Source organism: Falsibacillus pallidus (genome assembly GCF_050990905.1).
Taxonomy (GTDB): domain Bacteria; phylum Bacillota; class Bacilli; order Bacillales; family DSM-25281; genus Falsibacillus; species Falsibacillus pallidus_A.
Window position 1 is genome coordinate 1,603,916 of the sequence record NZ_CP158866.1, and the last position, 24,110, is coordinate 1,628,025.

Annotated in this window: 22 protein-coding genes and 1 riboswitch; of the genes, 19 read left to right on the plus strand and 3 right to left on the minus strand. The window is 41.8% G+C overall.

From position 1 onward, the window contains the following. The gene (locus ABTV07_RS08455; protein WP_433749948.1) at window positions 1–429 is read left to right on the plus strand and encodes a RicAFT regulatory complex protein RicA family protein; all 429 of its coding nucleotides are present in this window, start codon (window positions 1–3) and stop codon (window positions 427–429) included. Between the two features lie 48 nt (window positions 430–477). Here the strand turns inward: ABTV07_RS08455 and ABTV07_RS08460 are convergent, their stop codons facing one another. Further along, on the minus strand, window positions 478–657 hold the full coding sequence (locus ABTV07_RS08460) for a small, acid-soluble spore protein, H family (RefSeq protein ID WP_433749951.1): 180 nt from the start codon (window positions 655–657) through the stop codon (window positions 478–480). A 137-nt stretch (window positions 658–794) separates the two neighbouring features. Continuing rightward, window positions 795–906: riboswitch (TPP riboswitch) on the plus strand. A 187-nt stretch (window positions 907–1,093) separates the two neighbouring features. Between ABTV07_RS08460 and thiW the strand changes: the two genes are divergently transcribed. The 3 genes from thiW (at window position 1,094) to ABTV07_RS08475 (ending at window position 2,832) form a co-directional block, all read left to right on the plus strand. Continuing rightward, the gene (gene thiW / locus ABTV07_RS08465; protein ID WP_433749954.1) at window positions 1,094–1,618 is read left to right on the plus strand and encodes an energy coupling factor transporter S component ThiW; all 525 of its coding nucleotides are present in this window, start codon (window positions 1,094–1,096) and stop codon (window positions 1,616–1,618) included. Window positions 1,619–1,749: 131 nt separating this feature from the next. Next, on the plus strand, window positions 1,750–2,292 hold the full coding sequence (locus tag ABTV07_RS08470; RefSeq protein WP_433749956.1) for an outer spore coat protein CotE: 543 nt from the start codon (window positions 1,750–1,752) through the stop codon (window positions 2,290–2,292). A gap of 171 nt (window positions 2,293–2,463) precedes the next feature. Continuing rightward, window positions 2,464–2,832 (plus strand): glyoxalase, encoded by a 369-nt coding sequence (locus tag ABTV07_RS08475; RefSeq protein ID WP_433749959.1) that lies wholly within the window; start codon window positions 2,464–2,466, stop codon window positions 2,830–2,832. 54 nt (window positions 2,833–2,886) lie between these two features. Here the strand turns inward: ABTV07_RS08475 and ABTV07_RS08480 are convergent, their stop codons facing one another. Beyond that, complete coding sequence (locus ABTV07_RS08480) at window positions 2,887–3,318, minus strand: GNAT family N-acetyltransferase (RefSeq protein ID WP_433749962.1); 432 nt, start codon at window positions 3,316–3,318, stop codon at window positions 2,887–2,889. Window positions 3,319–3,487: 169 nt separating this feature from the next. Here ABTV07_RS08480 and mutS point away from each other — a divergent pair, with 169 nt between their 5' ends. The 11 genes from mutS (at window position 3,488) to spoVK (ending at window position 18,764) form a co-directional block, all read left to right on the plus strand. Further along, complete coding sequence (gene mutS, locus ABTV07_RS08485; protein WP_433749965.1) at window positions 3,488–6,088, plus strand: DNA mismatch repair protein MutS; 2,601 nt, start codon at window positions 3,488–3,490, stop codon at window positions 6,086–6,088. 31 nt (window positions 6,089–6,119) lie between these two features. Further along, the gene (gene mutL, locus ABTV07_RS08490) at window positions 6,120–8,063 is read left to right on the plus strand and encodes a DNA mismatch repair endonuclease MutL (RefSeq protein WP_433749968.1); all 1,944 of its coding nucleotides are present in this window, start codon (window positions 6,120–6,122) and stop codon (window positions 8,061–8,063) included. 392 nt (window positions 8,064–8,455) lie between these two features. Beyond that, a complete protein-coding gene (locus ABTV07_RS08495) occupies window positions 8,456–8,596 on the plus strand; it encodes a hypothetical protein (RefSeq protein ID WP_433749971.1) in 141 nt (46 codons plus the stop codon). Between the two features lie 144 nt (window positions 8,597–8,740). Continuing rightward, window positions 8,741–9,301 carry a glycerol-3-phosphate responsive antiterminator gene (locus ABTV07_RS08500; RefSeq protein WP_433749974.1) on the plus strand — a complete coding sequence of 187 codons (561 nt, stop codon included), beginning with the start codon at window positions 8,741–8,743 and terminating at the stop codon, window positions 9,299–9,301. 228 nt (window positions 9,302–9,529) lie between these two features. Next, a complete protein-coding gene (locus ABTV07_RS08505; RefSeq protein WP_433749977.1) occupies window positions 9,530–10,354 on the plus strand; it encodes an MIP/aquaporin family protein in 825 nt (274 codons plus the stop codon). Between the two features lie 18 nt (window positions 10,355–10,372). After that, entirely contained in the window at window positions 10,373–11,863 is a 1,491-nt protein-coding gene (gene glpK, locus ABTV07_RS08510; protein WP_433749980.1) for a glycerol kinase GlpK, read from the plus strand. A gap of 137 nt (window positions 11,864–12,000) precedes the next feature. Next, a complete protein-coding gene (locus ABTV07_RS08515; RefSeq protein ID WP_433749982.1) occupies window positions 12,001–13,656 on the plus strand; it encodes a glycerol-3-phosphate dehydrogenase/oxidase in 1,656 nt (551 codons plus the stop codon). Window positions 13,657–13,781: 125 nt separating this feature from the next. Further along, complete coding sequence (locus ABTV07_RS08520) at window positions 13,782–16,163, plus strand: penicillin acylase family protein (protein ID WP_433749984.1); 2,382 nt, start codon at window positions 13,782–13,784, stop codon at window positions 16,161–16,163. A gap of 154 nt (window positions 16,164–16,317) precedes the next feature. Beyond that, the gene (miaA, locus tag ABTV07_RS08525; protein WP_433749987.1) at window positions 16,318–17,268 is read left to right on the plus strand and encodes a tRNA (adenosine(37)-N6)-dimethylallyltransferase MiaA; all 951 of its coding nucleotides are present in this window, start codon (window positions 16,318–16,320) and stop codon (window positions 17,266–17,268) included. A 28-nt stretch (window positions 17,269–17,296) separates the two neighbouring features. Continuing rightward, the gene (hfq, locus tag ABTV07_RS08530; RefSeq protein ID WP_114743586.1) at window positions 17,297–17,530 is read left to right on the plus strand and encodes an RNA chaperone Hfq; all 234 of its coding nucleotides are present in this window, start codon (window positions 17,297–17,299) and stop codon (window positions 17,528–17,530) included. A gap of 286 nt (window positions 17,531–17,816) precedes the next feature. Then, window positions 17,817–18,764: a stage V sporulation protein K gene (gene spoVK / locus ABTV07_RS08535; protein ID WP_433749991.1), complete on the plus strand. Its 948-nt coding sequence runs from the start codon at window positions 17,817–17,819 to the stop codon at window positions 18,762–18,764. 41 nt (window positions 18,765–18,805) lie between these two features. Here the strand turns inward: spoVK and ABTV07_RS08540 are convergent, their stop codons facing one another. Continuing rightward, window positions 18,806–19,420, minus strand: a complete 615-nt coding sequence (locus ABTV07_RS08540; RefSeq protein ID WP_433749994.1) for a trimeric intracellular cation channel family protein — start codon at window positions 19,418–19,420, stop codon at window positions 18,806–18,808. A gap of 190 nt (window positions 19,421–19,610) precedes the next feature. Here ABTV07_RS08540 and hflX point away from each other — a divergent pair, with 190 nt between their 5' ends. The 4 genes from hflX to glnA all read left to right on the plus strand — a co-directional run bounded on the left by hflX (window position 19,611) and on the right by glnA (window position 24,077). Further along, window positions 19,611–20,864 carry a GTPase HflX gene (gene hflX, locus ABTV07_RS08545; protein WP_433749997.1) on the plus strand — a complete coding sequence of 418 codons (1,254 nt, stop codon included), beginning with the start codon at window positions 19,611–19,613 and terminating at the stop codon, window positions 20,862–20,864. Window positions 20,865–20,876: 12 nt separating this feature from the next. After that, window positions 20,877–22,145, plus strand: coding sequence for an aminotransferase class I/II-fold pyridoxal phosphate-dependent enzyme (locus ABTV07_RS08550; RefSeq protein WP_433749999.1), 1,269 nt, complete (start codon window positions 20,877–20,879; stop codon window positions 22,143–22,145). A gap of 154 nt (window positions 22,146–22,299) precedes the next feature. Beyond that, complete coding sequence (locus ABTV07_RS08555) at window positions 22,300–22,707, plus strand: MerR family transcriptional regulator (RefSeq protein WP_433750001.1); 408 nt, start codon at window positions 22,300–22,302, stop codon at window positions 22,705–22,707. Between the two features lie 35 nt (window positions 22,708–22,742). After that, the gene (glnA, locus tag ABTV07_RS08560) at window positions 22,743–24,077 is read left to right on the plus strand and encodes a type I glutamate--ammonia ligase (RefSeq protein WP_433750004.1); all 1,335 of its coding nucleotides are present in this window, start codon (window positions 22,743–22,745) and stop codon (window positions 24,075–24,077) included. Window positions 24,078–24,110 lie beyond the last annotated feature (33 nt).

Consider the following 24,110-nt stretch of genomic DNA (forward strand, 5'->3'; position numbering starts at 1 on the left):
ATGGCGAAATATACAAAAGACGATATTGTAAACCGTGCAACGGAATTAGCAAAGATGATTGCAGAAACAGAAGAAGTTGATTTCTTCAAGCGTGCCGAGGCGCAAATCAATGAAAACCAAAAAGTCAGGGAAATGATCGCAAGCATCAAGAGCTTACAGAAGCAAGCGGTTAATTTCCAGCATTACGGCAAGACAAATGCATTGAAAATGGTAGAGGCAAAGATTGAAGCCATTGAAAAGGAAATCAATGAGATTCCGATTGTACAGGAATTCAAAGAGTCTCAAACGGATGTTAATGAATTGCTGCAAATGGTGTCATCAGCCATTTCAAATACAGTGACGAATGAAATCATTGAATCGACTGGCGGAGATCTGCTTTATGGTCAAACAGGTTCACAGGTGAAAAATACTGCACCTGGCAGCTGCTAATCAAATAAAATCAATAAAAGCCAGGAGACATACTTCCTGGCTTTTTTCTTATTCTTCGGTAAGTTCGTTAATGTCTACATCTGAACGTTCTTCTAATGGGCCCCGCAGGTGCACAGTTGCAGTCCTGCCGTTTTCATGCAGATTGTCGATCCAAACGGATGTCCCATTGTATTTCACAACGATATCTGCAGAAGATGAAAGTATTTGCTTTACACGATTTTGGTCCATTGATCTTCCTCCTTTTTTTATTCAGGTTATTGTTTGAAATTCTTATAAAAATATGCCAATTTCATTCTAATAAAATTGGGAATATTTGATTCCGGTCATGAGATAAATATGATATAGTTTATTTGAATTGAATAGATTTAGATCACTGGGGGAGCCGGAAGCAGTCGGCTGAGAGTGGACTCTTGATGTCCTTGACCCTTATAACCTGATCTGGCTAGAACCAGCGTAGGGAAGTGGGAATAGATGTTATGACATTGAAAAATACTCATGACGTTTGGAGTGCTGATGAATGTGGTGAATTCACCACAGGTGTTTCCAACGTTCAAGGTATTTTGTGATTGTACAAACATTTCTAGACTCCTGCTTGGGGTCTTTTTTTCTGCCTTAAAACCTTTGGCTTCTTCGGTGATCGAATAATTTGAAGGAGGAATTATAAATGAATAAAACAATCAAAATTGCTTTGACAGGTATGATGGCAGCTTTAGGCGCAATAACAGGGAATGTATTTTACATCCCAATAGGAGCAGCTAAAGCTTTTCCTATCCAGCATCTTCTCAATGTACTCTCGGGTGTTCTCCTTGGACCGTGGTATGCCCTTGCACAAGCTTTCATCGTATCGTTCTTAAGAAACCTGATGGGAACAGGAACCGTTTTTGCATTTCCCGGGAGCATGATCGGAGCATTATTAGCGGGACTGCTCTTTAAAATGAGTGGGAAAATCAGATTTGCTCTATTGGGGGAAGCGATAGGAACCGGCGTTTTAGGTGCTCTTGTTTGCGTTCCTATTTCAATTTGGTTTTTAGGAAAGCAGGCTGCCTTGTTTGGATTTATTCCATCGTTTCTTTTAAGTTCAGTCACTGGTGGATTGATTGGTGCATTTTTTCTTAGGATCCTGATGAGAAATCCTTCATTCTCAAGGCAATTCAACCTTAAGAAAGGCAAAGGGGAATTTCCTTCGTAACATTACGTCATTCGCGGCATAAACTGAATTATTACTACACTGATACCTAATATTCTTCATAAAAATATTGGCACACTAGTCTATAGGTAAGCATAGGATGAAGTGAAAATGAATGAGGAGGGTTCGCTCGAATGGCAGAATACAGAGAGATTATCACGAAGGCGGTCGTAGCGAAGGGACGTAAATTCACACAGTCCAATCATACGATCAGCCCACCGCACCATCCATCGAGCATCTTAGGCTGCTGGATTATCAACCATACGTATAAAGCCCATAAGGTTGGTAAAACAGTGGAAGTTCGCGGTTATTATGAAATTAACGTTTGGTATTCCCACAATGATAATTCCAAAACATCAGTTGTGACAGAGAGAGTAGAATATACAGACGTAATCAAGCTTAAATACCGTGATCCAGATTGCTTGGATGATAAAGAAATTTGCGTTCGCGTCCTGCAGCAGCCAAATTGCTGTGAAGCAGTGATTTCGCCAAATGGCAATAAAATCATTGTCCATGTTGAAAGAGAGTTCCTTGTGGAAGTAATCGGGGAAACAAAGGTCTGTGTTGCAATCCATCCAGAAGGCTGCGATTGTGATGATGAATGGGGCCATGAACTGGATGACGAGGAATTCGAAGATCTCAGCCCTGACTTTTTAGTCGGAAGCGAAGAGGAATAACCACTAGGAAGTTATGCTTCCTAGTTTTTTTCTTGGAAGGTGCCCGGGTTAATCGCCGGGCCTTTCTGTTGTTAAAGATTTACTTATGAAAAGTGATTCAAATTTCATTAGGGCAATTCTAATGAAAAAGAGGTAATATGAGGATAAGAATGTAAGAAGGGAAGTGGACATATGTCTTTTTCATTTAGCGGCATCGATCATATTCAAATTGCGGGTCCAAAAGGCTGTGAAGAGGATGCCAGACTTTTTTATGAGGGACTGCTAGGGATGGATGAAATTCCAAAACCGGAGAATTTGCGGGCGAGGGGCGGCTGCTGGTTCCAATGCGGGTATCAAGAAATACATATTGGGGTTCAGGAAGATTTTCTTCCAGCTAAAAAAGCGCATCCTGGGATATTGGTAAAAGGATTGCTGGAGTTAAGGAAGCGTCTGGAAGATGAGGGAGTGGTGATTAAAGAAGACGCTCCTATTGAAGGCAGGATTCGCTTTTCCGTGAATGATCCTTTCGGCAACAAAATTGAATTTTTGGAAATGCTTTAATACGTAATGCATAATAAAAAATGAGGACGTTCCTATAAACGTCCTCATTTTTTATTAATGAAGGGGAGGAACGGATGTGGTTTTTCTCATGAATGTCAATTCGGTCATGATTTCTTTGAATCCCCATTTTTCGTAGTACTCTTTTTTATCGGCGCGGCAATATAGTTCGAGATGCTCGACGTGGCTTAATTTAGGATGTGAAGTGATATGGTTCAGCAATGATTTGCCGATTCCTTTTTCTTGGTATTCTTCATCAATGATTACATCAAGGAGGAGGGCCTTATAAATAAAATCGGTCAAGACCCGGGCGAAACCAATCAATTTCCCCGAATTTGAATCACAAACGCCAAAAAGCATATCTGTATGTCCAAGCATCGTACGGATGTCTTCCATCTTCCGATTACCTGCCCACCATGCCTGCTGGTAAAGCTTGTACAGATCCTCTACTTGCTCTTCATTTAACTTAGTGGTGAAAAAATGCCCCATGCCACCATTCTCCTTTAACATTAATTCTAGTAACCATAAAGATTTATTCGACCTTTTTCCAATAATTCCTGTTTGGCAGTAAACTTGCAGTTCCTTCCTTTAAAAATAAAGAGGCAGATATGATATAATGTAAGTTCAGTAGAATGTTCGGAAAGGAATTAGATTACTCATGGCTAAATTTACTCCAATGGTTCAGCAATATTTGCAGATAAAGGCAGATTATCAAGATGCCTTTTTATTTTTCCGGTTAGGCGATTTCTATGAAATGTTTTTTGATGATGCCTTAAAGGCCTCACAAGAGCTTGAAATCACCCTTACAAGCAGGGAAGGCGGGGCTGAGGAACGCATTCCGATGTGCGGCGTTCCCTATCATTCTGCACCAGGATATATCGAACAGCTGGTAGAAAAGGGCTACAAAGTGGCCATCTGTGAACAGACAGAAGATCCTAAGCAGGCAAAGGGAGTAGTTAGAAGAGAAGTAGTTCAATTGATCACACCAGGGACGTTGATGGAAGGCAAGGGATTAATTGAGAAAGAGAACAACTACATATCCTCTATAACTGCATTTGATGGAGGAATCTTTGGATTCGTATATAACGATTTGTCCACGGGAGAAACGAAAGCGACCATAATAAGAAATGGGGAAGAAGCGCTTTTAAATGAAGTATCTTTGACCGGTGCCAAAGAAATCATTGTTGGCGCCAATTTTGATAAAGGGATTGAAAAGAAAATCATGGAGAGGATGCCTGTGACATTTTCTCTTGAAAATGACACGGATTTACACATGGATTTTCTCGATCTATTCCAAGAAGAATGTGAAGAAGGGCTTAAAAAGACAGCTGCACGGCTTTTCAATTATTTAAAGAGGACACAAAAGCGCAGCTTGGACCATCTCCAGCCTGTCCAGACATACCGGCTGCAAAACTTCATGAAAATAGACTACTACTCTAAAAGAAATCTGGAGCTGACTGAAACGATCAGAGCAAAGGGGAAAAAAGGCTCATTGCTATGGCTTCTGGATGAAACAATGACTGCGATGGGTGGCAGGCTTTTAAAGCAATGGATTGACCGCCCTTTAATAAGCGAAACAGAAATTTCTTCGAGATTAAACATGGTTGAAGTACTTATGAAACAATATTTTGAACGTCAGGAGCTTCGGGAAAATCTAAAGGAAGTATACGATCTTGAAAGGCTTGCCGGCAGGGTGGCTTTCGGAAACGTGAATGGAAGGGATCTCGTTCAGCTTAGAAAATCCCTTGAGAAAATCCCCTCTATCCAATCCACTGTCCAGATGCTGGCATACCCTGAAGCAGAGCGTTTGGCTGCAAGATTGGATGCCATTGAAGACCTGACAGAGCTGCTCAATCATGCAATCATTGAGAATCCTCCATTATCAATCAAGGAGGGTGGGATCATCCAGGATGGGTATAACGAAGATTTGGATGCCTACAGGGATGCCAGTCGTAACGGAAAGAACTGGATTGCCCAGCTGGAACAGCAGGAAAGGGCAAGAACCGGCATCAAATCCTTGAAAATTGGCTATAATCGCGTGTTTGGCTACTATATTGAAGTGACACGTGCCAATCTTCATTTATTAAGTGATGACAGGGATCGATATGAGCGGAAGCAAACGTTGACAAATGCGGAGCGATTTATCACACCGGAATTGAAGGAAAAAGAAGCGTTGATCCTTCAAGCGACCGAAAAAAGCACAGAGCTTGAATACGATCTTTTCCTGCAGATCAGGGAAAAAGTGAAATCCTACATCCCAAGGCTGCAAAAACTTGCACAGACGGTCAGTGAACTCGATGTACTTCAATGTTTTGCAACAATCAGCGAACAGAGGCACTATACGAAACCAACGTTCACTAATGAACGAAAGCTCATCATTCGTGATGGCCGCCATCCTGTAGTCGAAAAAGTGATGAATGCACAGGAATATGTTCCAAATGACTGTTTTATGGATGCGGAAAAAGAAATGCTTCTTATCACTGGTCCGAATATGTCTGGTAAAAGCACTTATATGAGACAGGTTGCCTTGACATCCATTCTTGGTCAAATAGGATGCTATGTACCAGCATCTGAAGCGATTCTTCCGATTTTCGATCAAGTATTCACTCGAATCGGTGCAGCAGACGATTTAATTTCGGGACAGAGTACATTCATGGTGGAAATGCTTGAAGCAAAGAATGCCATCACGAATGCAACGAAGGACAGCCTCATCCTTTTTGATGAAATCGGGAGGGGAACTTCCACCTATGATGGAATGGCCCTGGCTCAGGCAATCATTGAATATATTCATCAACGAATCGGAGCAAAGACGTTATTCTCAACTCACTACCATGAGTTAACGATCCTTGATGAGGAATTGCCGCTATTAAAAAATGTTCATGTCAGTGCAGTAGAGCAAAACGGCAAAGTGGTTTTCCTTCATAAAATCAAAGATGGTGCGGCGGATAAAAGTTATGGAATCCACGTGGCGGAATTGGCAGAGCTGCCGAAAGAATTGATCCAAAGAGCAAATGATATATTGATGCAGCTGGAAAATCAAAGCGATGAAGGCAAAACATCTCCTAAGCAAAAAGAGGCAGTGCGGGAGGAATATTCACAGGAAAATGATCAGCTTTCCTTCTTTTCTCCTCCAGTTGAATCAAAATCAGCATCTAAAGAAAAGAAAATTGTGGATGAATTGATGAAATTAAACCTTTTAGAAATGAATCCTTTGCAAGCAATGAATGCCTTATTTGAATTGCAGAAAAAATTGAAATAAAATCTGACGACTGTTTACGGGAGGTGGAATTATGGGGAAGATCATTCAATTGGATGATGCATTATCCAATAAGATTGCAGCAGGTGAAGTAGTTGAACGTCCTGCTTCAGTCGTAAAGGAACTTGTTGAAAATGCCATCGATGCCAATAGTAAAGTGGTCGAAATCGATATCGAGGAAGCGGGGCTCAGTAAAATCCGGATTATTGATAATGGAGATGGCATTCAGGAAGACGATGTGCTTACAGCATTCAGACGGCATGCAACAAGCAAAATCAAAGATGAAAATGATCTTTTCCGGATCAGAACCCTCGGTTTCCGCGGCGAAGCCCTTCCAAGTATAGCCTCTGTTTCTTCTTTTGAGATGATTACAAGTACAGGGGACGAATCGGGGACAAGAATCCATCTTGAAGGCGGCAGAATGAAAGCACATGAAAAGGCACCAGCCAGAAAAGGGACGGATATTACCGTTTCCGACTTGTTCTTTAATACGCCTGCCCGTTTAAAATACATGAAATCCATTCATACGGAATTGGGGAATATCACGGATCTGGTCAATCGCCTTGCATTGGCACATCCTGAGGTTTCATTAAGACTGAGACATAATGGCCGCCAGCTCCTTCAAACAAATGGAAACGGAGATCTGCGTCAGGTGCTGGCTTCGATCTATGGATTGAATATGGCCAAAAAAATGATTTCTATCGAAGCTGAATCATTGGATTTCAAGGTAAAGGGATTCATTTCCCTTCCGGAGGTCACAAGGGCATCAAGGAACTATATTTCTACAATGATCAATGGGAGGTTCATTAAGAACTATCCGCTTGTCAAGGCGATTCAGGAAGGGTATCACACCCTTCTACCAATCGGTCGATATCCAATCGTTGTTTTAAACATCGTAATGGACCCTATTCTTGTTGATGTCAATGTTCATCCTTCAAAAATGGAAGTAAGGCTGAGTAAAGAGCTGGAATTGAATACCCTGATTTCAGAAACGATAAAAAAAGCTTTCAAAAGACAGGAGCTCATTCCAAGCGGATTGATTCAAACGAAAAAAGAAAAACCTAAAAGCGAGCAGACGTTTTTGGAGCTCGATCATTTAGAGAGCGGGAAGCCGGCACAGAGAAACGAATCTGTCCTGCAATGGGCGGATCCTGAGGATGCAGGCAAGGAACCAGTAAAGGAATACACCACAAGTCTTCCTGTCAAAGGTAATGGTATTACGATAGACGCCGGGAAACCTTTTATTAAAGAAGGGGTTGTGCAAGAACCTATGCATTCTGAGGATGATTACCTCGATGAAGAACTGACAGAAGATGGAATTCTTGAAGAGGGCTATGGTGATTTTCCTTCTCACGAGGAAGGTTCAGAACCTGTTGAACCACCTGTTGAACCATCAAGGGTCCCGCCGATGTACCCAATCGGCCAAATGCACGGAACCTACATTATGGCTCAAAATGAAAAGGGCTTATATATCATCGACCAGCATGCGGCACAAGAGAGAATTAAATATGAATATTTTCGGGAAAAGGTTGGACAAGTCGAGAACGAACTTCAGGAAATGCTTGTTCCATTAACCTTTGAATATTCATTGAATGAATGCATGAAAATAGAAGAGTTCAAAGGGGAGCTGGAGAAAGTAGGCGTCTTTCTTGAATCATTCGGTCAAAACAGCTATATCGTCCGCTCACATCCTCAGTGGTTCCCAAAGGGAATAGAACAAGAAATCATTGAGGAAATGATTGAACAGCTGTTATCCATGAAAAAAGTCGACGTTAAAAAGCTGAGAGAAGAGGCAGCCATCATGATGAGCTGCAAGGCATCGATCAAAGCCAACCATCATCTAAGGAATGATGAAATTCAAGCACTACTAGATACACTCAGAAAAACCTCAGACCCATTCACGTGCCCCCACGGAAGACCAATCATCATCCACTATTCGGTATACGAAATGGAAAAGATGTTTAAAAGGATTATGTGAGTAGAAAAGTGGAGCCGGCTGTTCAGAGGCGCCGAGGTTGGACTGAAGCACCACGAGATAAAGGAAACACGGTGAGCGGCAGCGAACCGATGTTGACTTATCGTAAGTGTGCTGAAGGAAACCTCCCAGCCTCTAGCCGGCGGAGCTGGACAAAGAAAAGCGGAAGCGCCTCGAACAGCCCCGACCAGCATAAGACGGAACTCGAAGGAAATCCTGATTTCCGTAGAGGTACGGCTTATGACTCGAGGGGCTAGGCGCTGGAGCTGGATCATAAGAAAAGCGGAGCCGGCTGATTTAGGCTCCTCTTTTTTAAATTAATTCAGAAAATTATGGAAAACCAACACATGTTATAGTAAATTAATTAGTAGAAAGCAATCATGCGGGGTGGGTATGTGATTCGAAAAAAGGTTGATTTCTTCTTAATGAAAAAGGAAATGGAAACAGAACTCAAAAGGCCATTGTACGCAAAAGAAATTGATTTTCTTTACTGGCTGGCAAGCAGAATGCAAAAGCATACATATGACAAAGCATAAAATACTTACAGAAAATAAGGATGCATGAAAAATGCACCCTTATTTTTATTGGAAATATCCATCCAGCAGATGAAAAAATTGATATTCGAGCGGGATGTATGTATGATGAGGTGTAGAAAATTCAATAATGTTAGGGTGATAGATGTGAGTTTTCACGGACAAAAAATAATTCCTGCCATCCGGTCAATGAAAGATTTTGAAAAAATGATCGACTCGCCATATACATATGGGGTCTTTTTGGATTTGCATGTCGGAATGCTGAAGAGCGTCTATAGTCATGCAAAAAAACATAATAAAAAAATGTTCTGCCATGTCGATTTAATTCATGGATTAAGCAGCGATGAAGCTGCCGCTGAATATATTTGCCAGGAACTTAAACCATATGGATTGATTTCCACTAAAGGAAGCGTCATAACAAAAGCAAGGCAAAAAGGGGTATACGCCACCCAAAGGGCATTCATCCTCGATACACATGCATTGGAAAGAAGCATCAAGCTGATAGCGAAGACGGATCCAGACTACGTAGAAGTGCTTCCTGGCGTGATTCCTAAAGTAATCAAAGAAATCCATGAGCGGACCGGCAAGCCTATATTCGCAGGCGGACTGATCGATCACGTTGATGAAGTTGAACAGGCAATAGAAGCCGGTGCTTCAGCCGTTACAACTTCCAATCTTATGCTCTGGGACAAATTCAGCAGTTCGTAATTCACTCTGTTAATTTTTGTGAATAAAACCTTTAATTAATGAATTGACAACGTTTTCATTATGATGTACCATAAAAGCAAGTTAATAGTCCGTGACAGAGAATTGAGAGAATCACACATTGCCTTACTAGTGGGCAAGCTGTGTGATTCTCTCTTTTTTATTGCATTAAAACGGACAAGCAAACAAATTAATCAAGCAGCTCGAATTACTTATTTGGAGGGGATTAGTATGTCGCCATTTTTAGCAGAATTGGTTGGAACAGCCATTTTAATCATATTGGGTGCAGGCGTCTGCGCAGGAGTGAATTTAAAAAAATCATTTGCACAAAATTCAGGATGGATCGTCATTACGATGGGATGGGGGCTCGCTGTTGCTGTAGGTGTGTATGCTGTCGGCCAATATAGCGGAGCTCATTTAAATCCTGCAGTAACACTAGGATTGGCATTTAAGGGAGATTTCCCTTGGGAGGATGTACCAGGATATATTCTGGCGCAATTCCTTGGAGCAATGATTGGGTCAGCAGTCGTCTATCTGCATTACCTGCCTCATTGGAAAGCGACAAATGACCCTGGAGTCAAGCTGGGTGTATTTGCGACTGGACCAGCGATTCCACATTATTTTTCCAACTTGCTTAGTGAAATGATTGGTACTTTTGTTCTTGTGGTAGGAATTTTATCAATCGGAGCGAATAAGTTTACTGATGGCCTCAATCCATTTATCGTAGGATTCTTAATTGTAAGCATTGGGTTGTCTCTTGGCGGGACTACAGGATATGCGATCAACCCCGCAAGGGATCTTGGGCCAAGAATTGCACATTTCCTTTTGCCGATTCATGGGAAAGGTACTTCCAATTGGGGCTATGCGTGGATTCCAGTTGTCGGTCCAGCTTTAGGAGGCTCTTTTGGAGGGGTATTCTACAAAGCAGTGTTTGAAGGGAAGATGACACAGGCACTATGGTGGATATTGGCTGTAATACTGGTAGTATTAGCAGTATCTCTTCTATTAGATAAAGGTGAAAAAGAAGGTATTAAAGAAAAAAGATTGACTGCATAAATTGAGGAGGATTTTATCATGGAAAAATACATTCTTTCATTAGATCAAGGCACTACAAGTTCAAGAGCGATTCTTTTCAATAAAAAAGGGGAAGTTGTCCATGTTGCGCAGAAGGAATTCAAGCAATACTTCCCGAAACCAGGCTGGGTGGAGCATAATGCAAATGAGATATGGGGCTCAGTGCTGGCAGTCATTGCAACCGTTTTATCTGAATCTGAAGTGAAACCGGAGCAAATCGCCTGCATTGGAATCACCAATCAGCGGGAAACGACAGTTGTTTGGGATAAGGAGACCGGTAATCCCGTATACCATGCAATCGTCTGGCAGTCCCGTCAAACTTCCGGGATTTGCGATGATTTGAAAGAAAAAGGCTATAATGATACTTTCAGAGCGAAGACGGGTCTTTTGATTGACGCCTATTTCTCCGGTACAAAAGTTAAATGGATACTTGATCATGTAGATGGAGCCCGCCAGAAAGCAGAAGAAGGAAAACTCCTCTTCGGGACTATTGATACTTGGCTGATATGGAAGCTTTCAGGAGGCAAGGCGCATGTTACAGATTATTCAAATGCATCAAGGACGTTGATGTACAATATCCATGAACTGAAATGGGATGAAGAACTTTTGGAAATTCTTTCAATCCCTAAATCCATGCTTCCTGAAGTCAAGCCGTCATCTGAAATATACGCAAAGACGGTAACACACCATTTCTTCGGTCAGGAAATCCCGATTGCCGGAGCTGCGGGTGATCAGCAGGCTGCATTATTCGGCCAGGCTTGCTTTGAGAAAGGAATGGCAAAAAACACTTATGGTACGGGCTGTTTTATGCTGATGAATACGGGTGAAAATGCAGTTGATTCCGAGAATGGTCTATTGACTACTATCGCATGGGGCATTGATGGGAAAGTGGAATATGCCTTAGAAGGAAGCATCTTTGTCGCCGGCTCTGCCATCCAATGGCTAAGGGATGGGTTAAGGATGCTGAAGGATGCAAAGGACAGTGAGGGGTATGCAGAAAAAGTGGAGTCCACAGATGGTGTATATGTTGTACCTGCCTTTGTAGGGCTGGGGACGCCTTATTGGGACAGCAATGTTCGCGGAGCCGTCTTTGGATTGACGAGGGGCACATCGAAAGAGCATTTTGTCCGTGCAACACTTGAATCATTAGCATATCAGACAAAAGATGTCCTGACAGCGATGGAAGCAGATTCCGGGATTGCTTTAAAAACCTTGAGAGTAGATGGCGGCGCTGTAAAGAATAATTTCTTAATGAAATTCCAGAGCGATTTGCTGGATGTTCCCGTTGAACGTCCGGAGGTCAACGAAACCACCGCTCTCGGAGCAGCTTATTTAGCTGGTCTTGCAGTAGGCTACTGGGACAGTAAAGATGAAATTACATCAAACTGGAATCTGGATAAATCTTTCAAACCAGAAATGCCTGCAGATAAAAGAGAAGGTTTATATGATGGCTGGAAAAAAGCTGTGAATGCAGCTATGGCATTTAAATAAAATATATGCTACAATAATATCAAGTTAATAATTCGGTTGGAGAACAGGAGAGACCACACTGCATTATGGCACCCATTCCATAATGTCAGTTTGTGGTCTCTTTTTGTTTGCCGTAAGACAACTAGGAGGTTAGAGAAATGAACAGTCAAACATTTTCTAATATAAATCGCAGTGAAACAGTTGAAAAAATGAAAAAGGATGCTTACGATTTGCTTGTAATAGGAGGGGGGATCACTGGTGCAGGGATTGCCTTGGATGCGGTCACAAGGGGAATGAAAGTTGCATTGGTGGAAATGCAGGACTTTGCCGCAGGAACTTCAAGCCGTTCCACGAAACTTGTTCACGGCGGACTAAGGTATTTAAAGCAATTTGAAGTGAAAATGGTGGCAGAAGTCGGTAAAGAACGGGCCATCGTCTTTGAAAATGGACCACATGTCACCACGCCTGAATGGATGCTGCTTCCGATTCATAAAGGAGGCACATTCGGCAAATTCAGTACTTCAATCGGCCTTCGTGTATATGATTTTCTTGCAGGTGTCAAAAAATCCGAAAGAAGAAAGATGCTCAGCCGTGAAGCCGCACTCCAAAAAGAACCGTTGGTCAAAAAAGACGGGCTGCAAGGGGGAGGCTATTATGTCGAGTATCGTACAGATGATGCACGCCTTACAATAGAAGTTATGAAGGAAGCGGTCAAGAGAGGCGCGCATGTATTGAATTATGCCAAAGCCAATCAATTTATTTATCAAAATAAAAAGATTATAGGTGCGCACATCGGTGATCTTATTAGCGGAGAAGTATTCCCTATCAAGGCGAAAAAGGTTGTGAACGCTGCCGGACCTTGGGTCGATCAAGTCAGGGGGAATGACTATGCAAAAAATAATAAGCAGCTTCGCCTTACAAAAGGAGTACACCTTGTCATCAGCCAGGAAAAATTCCCATTGAAGCAAGCGATCTATTTCGACACACCTGACAAAAGGATGGTCTTTGCCATTCCTCGTGATGGAAAGACGTATGTCGGTACAACAGATACATTCTTTGATGGGGACAAAGCAAATCCTAAAATGACAGAAGAGGACCGTGATTATATCTTAAATGCCATTCACTTCATGTTCCCTGATGTGAAAGTAACAAAAGAAGATGTGGAATCAAGCTGGGCTGGTGTAAGGCCGCTCATATATGAAGAGGGCAAAGATCCTTCTGAAATTTCACGGAAAGATGAAGTTTGGGAAGCGGAAAGCGGCCTCATCACAATTGCTGGCGGAAAGCTTACCGGCTACAGGAAAATGGCGGAAACAGTGGTCGATTTGGTTTCTGAAAGAATTACGGAAGCAGGCAGCCGGAAATTTAAAGGGTGTGAAACAAAGCACCTTCCGCTATCCGGGGGGGACTTTGGAGGTTCATCTCAAATGGGGAGATTTGTTGAATCGTTTGTATCCAAAGCTGCATCGGCGGGATTGACAGTTGAGGAAGGAAGGGAAATTGCTCAAAAATACGGTACTAATGCCGAAATCATTTTAAAATATGTGAAAACAAATAAATCGAACCTTCCTGCAAATATTTATGCAGTCCTTCAGTATTCCATTGATCATGAAATGGTCTATAAGCCTGTAGATTTCTTTATTCGCCGTACAGGAGCGTTATACTTTGATCGCAGTTGGGTGAATGAATGGAAAAAACCAGTCATTGATCAGATGGCAAAAACATTAGGATGGAAGCAGGAAGAGTATGCACAATATACTGCTGAGTTAGAAAAAGAATTAATGGATGCAGTAGAACCGGTTGATGTACAATAATGATTAAGAAGCCCTGACAATTTTTGGTCAGGGCTTCTTTTTTTATGGATGAACCCCACGAGAAGAAGGATTTTCCATATGTATAGCAAATAAATTACATAGAAAAGAAGGGGGAATATGCGGGTATGGAGGCAGTCATTCAGAAGAAAAGAAAAAAGACGTTAAGAAACATTGGGATATGGGGGGCCGCCATCGTATTTTTGATTGGGATAAGTGGAGTTGTTTTTGTGAACGTTTACACATCCCGGTCTCTGCCGGTAATATCCGGAACAATCCATGTCAAAGGGTTAAATGGTGCTGTGCAAGTGATTCGGGACGAAAATGGGGTTCCGCATTTGAAAGCCGATAATGAACATGATCTTTATATGGCTCAAGGTTATGTACAGGCTCAGGATAGACTTTTTCAGATGGATTTGAGCAGAAGGCAGGCTTCAGGCAGATTAAGTGAAGTAATCGGCAAAGCGACAATCGATCGTGATAAATTTTTTCGGACACTAGGTCTCAGAAGAGCAGCAGAGGCATCTTACCCTAACTATTCTTCAAATGCAAAGTCTGTCATGGAAGCATTTGCGGAAGGTGTTAATGCCTACATAAAAGAAGCTTCCGCGGCAAAAAAGCTGCCAGTTGAATTTACATTGCTGGGTTATAAACCGGAAAAATGGACCCCGGTTGATTCCCTCACAATCGGAAAATACATGGCATTTGATTTAGGGGGCCACTGGCAGGGGCAGGCATTCAGATACTGGGCGTTAAAGAATCTGCCTGAAAACAAAGCTAAAGAATTATTTCCATCATATCCCGAGGATGCCCCTACCATCATCTCAGCCTTAAAAGGAACGAATCTGGACGTTAAAAACAGCTTTGCAGCAAGTGTCATTCCACCTGAGTTCAATGGGAGCAATAACTGGGTAGTAGGCGGGGATAAGAGTGTATCAGGTAAGCCGCTTCTTGCAGATGATCCTCATTTATCTTTGGCCACGCCAGCAATATGGTACCAAATGCAGCTTCAGACAAATAAGTTGAATGTCAGCGGTGTCATTTTTGCAGGAGTTCCAGGTATTATCCTTGGCCACAATGATCATATTGCTTGGGGAGTCACGAATACTGGCCCTGATGTACAGGATTTATATATCGAAAAGCGAAATCCGGAAAATAAAAATGAATTCTTATACAATGGTCAATGGGAAACAGCTAAAGTGATAGATGAGCCAATCCGTATCAATGGGGAGGAAACCATTCCATATAAAGTCACAATAACAAGGCATGGTCCTATTATTTCTGAATTTGCTAATCAGCCTGATGGAGAAAATTCGTTTGCTTTGAGGTGGACGGCTCTGGATCCTTCATCTGAACTTGAAGCCATTCTAAATATGAATAAAGCAAATAATTGGCCAGAGTTCGAAGAAGCATTGAAAAAATTCGAGACACCGACCCAAAACTTTGTATTTGCTTCAGAAGATGGAACAATCGCTTATAAAGCAAATGGGAAAATCCCAATCAGAAAAAAAGGGGATGGCCTTCTTCCAGTCCCTGGCTGGACGGATGAATATGAATGGACAGGGTTCATCCCGTATGATGAACTTCCCAAAACCGTGAATCCAAAGGAAGGATTCATTTCTTCCGCCAACAATAAGGTAGTTTCCGACGACTATCCATACCATATAAGCAATACTTGGGCACAGCCTTACCGGCAGATGAGGATCCAGGAGGTGCTGAAAAGCAAGGAGAAAATCAGCGTTAAAGATATGGAAGCCCTGCAGATGGATAAAACAAATTTATATGCACGGGAATTCATCCCTCAGTTTTTGGACGCTCTGAAAGACGCGAAATTATCAAAAACTGCTGAACAGGCACTGAAAATCCTTGGGGACTGGAATTTTGTTGATGATAAGGATGAGGCAGCACCCCTCATTTTCAATCTATGGATGAAGGAGATTCCGAAAGTGCTTTACGGGAAAGAAATTCCAGTAGACATGTATGACTTATTTGATGGAAGCCAGTCTGTTACCGATGAAATTTTGAGGAAATCGTTGAAAGGAGAACATAGTTCCTGGGTGGAAGATCGCGGAGGCATAGAAAACCTGCTGGCCAATTCATTGAAAAATGTATTGGATCAGCTTTCTGATGATTATGGAAATAATCCTGAGAAATGGGTATGGGGGGATTATCACAAACTTTATTTTGAACACCCTGTTTCACAGGCATCCGGCATTCTAGCTTACTTCTTCAATCATGAAAAGCCCGCTCCTATCGGCGGCAGCCAAGTCACAGTCCAGGCTGCCAGCTATGAAGAGGATGGAATCGTCGACCACGGAGCATCATGGAGATTTGTCATTGATACATCGGATATGTCGAAGGCCTACCATATTGTCGGACCTGGACAGTCGGGGCATTTTAAAAGTGAATGGTATCATGATCAAATAGATGATTGGATCAATGGGAATTATCATACAACAAGAACTGATGGAAAAATTAAAAAGGGACAAGATCTGACGCTGAAACCATAAGCTTTTCCAAACAAAAGAAGGGTATATGCTGCTATGCATATATCCCTCTTTTTGAAGGTTTATCTTTTTAAAAAGTGGAACATAATAGTTAAGTATTCTTTGACGGGCAATTCTATGGTACGATAGTGAAAACGCAACAAAGGCAGTGAATTTTTTGGAAAAAAAGAAACTGATCGTACTGATCGGACCAACAGCAGTAGGCAAGACATCACTGAGCATTGAACTCGCCAAGGAATTTGGGTGTGAAATCATCAGTGGAGATTCCATGCAGGTCTATAGGGGCATGGATATAGGGACAGCAAAAATTAGGAATCAGGAGATGAAGGGGATTCCCCATCATTTACTGGATATAAAAGATCCAAGCGAACATTTTTCTGCAGCTGAATTCCAGCAGATCGTCCGCAAAAAAATTGATGAAATCCATTCTCGCGGCAAAATGCCGATGATTGTTGGAGGGACAGGGCTATACATACAAGCAGTTCTTTACGATTACCAATTTACAGAAGCCCCTGGTGATGAAAGCTTCAGAAGGAAATTGGAGCAGAGAGCACAAAAAGAAGGATCAAATGGTTTATACGAAGACTTAAAGGGTATTGACCCTCATAGTGCAAAAAACATTCATCCTAATAATGTAAGGCGGGTCATCCGGGCATTGGAAATTTTTCATTGTACCGGAAAAACCATGTCGGAGTATCAGGAAAGCCAAGATTCCGAGATGCTTTATGATACAGCGCTTGTAGGATTGACCATGGACAGGGATCTGCTGTACCAGCGAATCAATCATCGGGTAGACCTGATGGTTCATGAGGGGCTTCTTGAGGAAGTCAAAGGACTTCATCAGATAAATCTTCGGGATGTCCAGTCTATCCAGGCAATTGGGTATAAAGAAATCTATGAATATTTGGATGGAAAATCATCGCTTGATGATGCGCTTGAAAATCTAAAGCAAAATTCCAGACGATATGCGAAGCGGCAATTGACTTGGTTCCGCAATAAAATGGATGTCCAATGGTTTGATGTAACAAATCAACAAGATTCACAGAAAAATTTCCGTAAAATTTCTGATTTTATTGCAGGAAAGCTTGCTTTAAAATCGAATAGATAATATTAGAGATAGAAGAGGAGGACTTTACATGAAACAAGCTATCAATATTCAAGATCAATTTTTGAATCAATTACGAAAAGACGGTACACTAGTGACCGTATTCTTGTTGAATGGTTTCCAACTTCGTGGATTAGTAAAAGGCTTTGACAGTTTTACAGTACTTTTCGAATGCGAGGGCAAACAACAGCTTGTGTTCAAACACGCAATCTCTACATTCGCTCCACAGCGCAATGTCCAATTGAATTTTGATGAACAGCAATAAATAATAAAGCGATACAGGGCCGGTCAATCATGACCTGGCCTTTTTTATATGGCTAGGGAATCTAGATATCCAGTGAGATTGAATAATGCATGAATGGCAAAATTGGAGAATAGGATAAGGAAGGAACTTTTAAAACCAGCGCATTTAAGTATGCCCATATTTCTCGGGAAAGCGCATATTATGACAAAAAACTTATTTTAAAATGTAAATAGTTATAGAGATAATGGGCGGGTGTCACCCATCGTCCACTTTAAGCGTATAATGTTTGGAATGTGAGGTGAATGCTTTGGATCAGCCAATCCGTATGAAAAACAACGGACAAATCAGCATCGTATTGAACTCCCAGAAATCGACTGCGGTTAAATCCCTTGATAAACGAGAGGTAATGCCAAAATCTCTTTCTCAAGAGCATGCTGCACTGCGGGAAATCGAATCGGAATTAAGCGAACTTGTCGGCATGGAAGATATGAAACAGATGATAAAAGAAGTTTATGCCTGGATATATATTAATAAGAAAAGAGAAGCAATGGGGTTGAAAGCTGGAAAGCAAGCTCTCCATATGATGTTTAAAGGGAATCCGGGAACAGGCAAGACAACGATAGCACGACTAATCGGAAAACTTTTCTTAAAAATGAATGTGCTGTCCAAAGGTCATTTAATAGAAGCGGAGCGAGCGGATCTGGTCGGTGAATATATTGGGCACACTGCTCAAAAAACAAGAGATCTGATCAAAAAATCACTTGGCGGCATATTATTCATTGATGAAGCATATTCTTTGGGCCGCGGCGGAGAAAAAGATTTTGGGAAAGAGGCAATTGATACTCTCGTTAAACATATGGAAGATAAACAACATGAATTCATTTTAATTCTGGCGGGTTATTCTAGGGAAATGGAATATTTTCTAAGCTTGAACCCAGGTCTGCATTCCCGGTTTCCTTTAGTATTCAGTTTTCCTGATTACTCGGTCGAGGAACTGATGGAGATTGGCAAGCGTATGATGAGTGAAAAGGAATATGTACTGAGCCATGATGCAGAAAGAAGACTTAGAGAACATCTTTTTGAGGTGAAGAATTCTTATTCGCCTGCCAGTTTTTCCAATGGACGCTACGTGAGAAATATCATTGAAAAATCAATTCGGGCACAGGCGATGAGGCTGTTGATGCAGAATGGTTTCGATCGGCATGATTTGATAACATTAAGGAGCAATGACTTAATTTTCTCTGATAACGAATAAAAACGCGGCTTCGCTTGGTGCCGCGTTTTGCTGTGATTTATTCATAAAGGTTGGTTCATTCTGAATGGTCTATTAGGAAGCTTCCATTTGTAAGTATATGAAAGTACACGGAGCAAGGTTGTGATTAAAAATAGTCCATATAGTTCCAAAGGAGAGTCAGTCATCTTCAGACCGACTGCAACTCCGCATAGGATAGCCCACACAGCATAAATTTCTGAACGGAGAACAATCGGTTTCCTTCCAGCAAGCAAATCCCTGATAATTCCGCCTCCGCTCCCGGTTAATACTGCTGCTACAATCACAGCGCTCAATGGATGATGCATTTCAGTTGCATACAGTGCACCTTGAATGGCAAATGCAGATAATCCGATTGCGTCAAAAAAGTTTCCCCATTTTTTCCAATGCTTCAATAGATCATTTGGAAAGAGGAAAACAGCGGTGATTGAAAGCATCGCAATTTGGAAAAGCATCCCTTGTTCCCAGAGGGCGGAAACGGGCACCCCGATCAGTAAATTCCGGATGGCGCCTCCGCCAAAAGCGGTAACGATCCCTAATATGTATACACCTAAAATATCATATTCTTCTTCCATAGCTATAAATGCCCCTGAAACCGCAAAAGCAATGGTTCCAATGATGCTTAATACTTCCCATGTCATGGCGTTTCTCCTACTCTTTGCAAAATATCTATGTTACATATGCCCATCGATTGCCAAATCTGATTTTACCACGTGTTTAGAAGAATTCAACCATTTTTTTGAAACCTTTAGTAAGAAAAGAAAGATTCGTTTTTTTAACATGTTTTTGATAAGATGAAGATTAGTAAATCGCAAGAAAGAAGGATGCTATTTGGAAGAAAAAATTCATGAAAAAGTCATTCTTGCCGGATGCCAGTTAAATGAGAATGATGAACGCTTCAGCTATTCGATGGAAGAGCTGGCTTCATTGACGAAAACAGCTGATGGGGAAGTCGTAGCTTCCATTTCCCAAAAAAGGGATCGTATCCACCCTTCCACATACATCGGCAAAGGAAAGTTGGAAGAACTGGCCGTACTCGAAGAAGAGTTGGAGCCTGATCTCATCATTTTTAATGATGAACTTTCCCCCAGCCAAATGAGGAATTTATCAAAAGAATTAAATTGCCGGGTAATTGACCGGACACAGTTGATCCTGGATATTTTTGCGAAAAGAGCCCGCTCCAAAGAAGGGAAGCTTCAAGTGGAACTTGCTCAGCTTCAATACATGCTGCCGAGGCTTGGCGGGAAAGGGATTGAACTGTCGCGCCTTGGTGGGGGTATCGGAACGCGCGGCCCGGGTGAAACGAAGCTGGAATCTGACCGGAGGCATATACGCAGGAAAATTGATGAAATAAAAAACCAATTGAAGGTAATTGTCCAGCACCGGGATAGATACAGAGAGCGCAGAAAAAAGAATAAAACATTTCAGATTGCATTGGTGGGGTACACCAATGCTGGGAAATCCACCTTATTCAACCGTTTATCCGCAGCTGATTCCTATGAAGAAAACCAATTATTTGCCACGCTGGACCCTATGACTCGGAAAATGGTCATGCCGAGCGGTTATACGGCTTTACTGACTGATACTGTGGGATTCATCCAAGATTTGCCTACCACTCTTATTGCAGCATTCAGATCCACTCTAGAAGAAGTGAAGGAAGCGGATCTCTTGCTTCATGTTGTAGACAGTTCCAACCCGGATTATGAAAATCACCAAAGCACCGTGAATGGTCTCCTTAAAGAATTGGAGATGGACCATTTGCCGCAATTGACTGTTTATAATAAAATCGATCAAATTCATGAAGGGTTCATTCCTTCTTCCCAAACACAGCAGATTAAGATTAGTGCTTATAATGAAAACGATCGTCATGCTCTATTGATAAAAATAGAAGAGATGGCCATAAGACTGATGGAAGAATATGAAGCATGGATTCCATCAACTGAAGGAAAATTGCTTTCGCAGCTAAAAAGTGAGACCATCTTGAGGAAGCTTGACTTTCAGGAAGAAGAGCAAAGATATTTTACCAAGGGGTATTCATTACTGGATCACCCGATTACAGGTGCGATCAAACGATACAAGCGATAGAAGGAGAACATCATGTTTGAATTTTTAAAACACGGGGAAAAATTGAAGCCAATTATCGAGGAAACAGAAAAACAAATACAGCAGATTCATCAAGAAATTAACCGCATGGCGGAAGAAAACCAATTTCGTGTACTCACTTCATTTCAAGATAAACGGGTAAGCGATTCTCACTTCATCCCTACAACAGGATATGGATATGACGATATTGGCCGTGATACTTTAGAAAAAATATACGGAGAGGTTTTCGGCGGGGAAGCAGGATTGGTCCGTCCGCAGATCATTTCAGGAACTCATGCAATCTCCATCGCATTATTCGGGATATTAAGACCTGGGGATGACTTGCTGTATATTACAGGCAAGCCTTACGATACACTTGAAGAAATTGTGGGTATCCGGGGAAGTGGAGTTGGGTCATTAAAGGAATTTGGCATCGGCTATAGCAGCGTGCCACTTTCAGAAGATGGCGCAGTGGATTACAATGCAGTGGAGAAAGCGATAACTCCTTCTACTAAAATGATTGGGATCCAACGCTCAAAAGGATATGCAACACGTCCATCATATACGATAAATGAGATCGAGGAAATGATACGGTTTGTAAAAGAAATCAAGCCTGATGTTGTTGTATTCGTTGATAACTGCTACGGGGAATTTGTGGAAGGCAAAGAACCCTGCCATGTTGGAGCAGACTTGATGGCTGGGTCATTGATTAAAAACCCGGGCGGCGGCCTTGCGAAAACTGGGGGGTATCTTGTCGGGAAGGCTGATTTAATTGAAGCCTGTTCCTATAGGATGACGTCTCCTGGAATCGGAGCGGAAGCTGGCCCCTCATTATACAGTCTGCAAGAGATGTATCAAGGGTTTTTCCTAGCACCACACGTAGTTGGTGAAGCTTTAAAAGGAGCTGTGTTTACTTCGGCCCTTCTCGAACGCCTTGGTATGAACACTTCACCAAAATGGAATAGCACAAGGACGGATCTTATTCAATCTGTCCAATTCGATGATGCCGAAAAGATGATTCAATTTTGCCAGGCAATCCAATATGCGTCTCCAATCAATTCACATGTTACGCCATATCCTAATTATATGCCGGGCTATGAAGACGATGTAATCATGGCTGCAGGAACATTCATCCAAGGTGCAAGCATCGAATTGACTGCAGATGGTCCGATAAGACCTCCTTATGTGGCTTATGTACAAGGCGGAATCACTTATTCTCATGTGAAGATCGCAGTAAGCTCAGCGGTGGACAGATTAGTTGAAAAAGGTTTAATTGCTTTATAAAAGGTAATTATAATAAAGACAAAAGGATAGCCGATTTAAGCTATCCTTTTCTTTTGATTTTTTTATGTTAGAAAACCTAACATCCCATTGACATTAAATCTAACACGGCATATAATGATTCATAAGTTAAGGATTTGAAAGGGGTCAATGGGATATGAGCAATAGTAATATTCGCCGGACAATGCCTCTATTTCCAATGGGGATCGTCATGCAGCTGACAGACTTGACTGCAAGGCAAATTCGTTATTATGAAGAGCATGAGCTGATTTCCCCCGCCAGGACCGAAGGCAATCGCCGCCTTTTTTCCTTAAATGATATTGATAAGCTGCTTGAAATCAAAGACTTCTTGGATAACGGAATCAATATGGCGGGAATCAAGAAAATTTTTGAAGTGAAATCAACAGCTGTCATAATGGAACATTCCAACAAAGAAGCTGAAAATGCAAGACGTGATTTATCTGATGAGGAACTTCGGAAACTGCTGAGAGCAGAATTGCAGCAAGCAGGAAGATTCAATAGGTCTTCCCTCAGACAAGGTGACATGTCGCGCTTTTTTCACTAATAAATTAATTGAAAACTCTAAGGAGGAAATCTTCAATGGCTAAATTCACTAAGGAAGACATTCAAAGATTAGCAAAAGAAGAAAATGTAAAGTTCATTCGTCTGCAATTCACTGATATTTTGGGAACAATTAAAAATGTTGAAATCCCCGTCAGTCAGCTAGGGAAAGCTCTTGACAACAAGATGATGTTTGATGGTTCATCCATTGAAGGTTTTGTTCGCATCGAAGAATCAGATATGTATCTTTTCCCTGATTTGGATACTTGGGTAGTATTCCCTTGGACAGCGGAAAAAGGGAAAGTTGCACGCTTAATCTGCGATATTTACAATCCGGATGGAACGCCATTCGAAGGAGATCCTCGTAATAACCTGAAAAGAATATTGACGGAAATGGAAGAGCTTGGATTCACAAACTTCAACCTTGGACCTGAACCGGAGTTTTTCCTGTTCAAACTTGATGAGAAGGGTGAACCTACTCTTGAATTAAATGACAATGGTGGATATTTTGACTTGGCTCCGACAGATCTTGGCGAAAACTGCCGCCGTGATATCGTACTTGAACTTGAAGAAATGGGATTTGAAATTGAAGCGTCTCACCATGAGGTAGCACCAGGACAACATGAAATCGACTTCAAATATGCCAATGCACTTGAAGCATGCGATGATATTCAAACATTTAAATTGGTTGTTAAAACGATTGCCCGCAAACATGGCCTTCATGCCACTTTCATGCCTAAGCCATTATTCGGTGTAAATGGCTCTGGAATGCACTGCAACCTTTCTCTATTCAAAGAGGGTGTAAATGCATTCTTTGATACTAAAGGAAAATTGGAGTTGAGTGAAACGGCTTATCACTTTATTGCAGGCGTCATTAAACATGCGAAAAGCTTTACAGCTGTCACAAACCCTACAGTAAACTCATACAAGCGTCTTGTCCCAGGATATGAAGCACCTTGCTATGTTGCCTGGTCTGCTAGAAACCGCAGTCCGCTGATCCGAATTCCTGCATCAAGAGGATTGAGCACACGTGTAGAAGTGAGATCTGTAGACCCTGCAGCGAATCCTTATTTAGCAATGGCCGTTTTATTAAAAGCAGGTCTTGATGGCATTAAGAATAAATTGGCTGCCCCTGCTCCGATTGACCGCAACATCTATGTTATGAATAAAGAAGAAAGAGTCGAGGCTGGAATTGAAGACTTGCCGGCTACTCTGTATCAAGCGCTGGAACAATTGAAATCAAATGAAGTGATGACAGCAGCGCTTGGAAGTCATATCCTCGAACACTTCGTCGAAGCAAAAGAAATCGAATGGGATATGTTCCGCACTCAAGTTCATCCTTGGGAAAGAGAACAATATATGCAAATGTATTAATGAAGCATTAGGCTCCCGGCTGCCCCGGGAGCC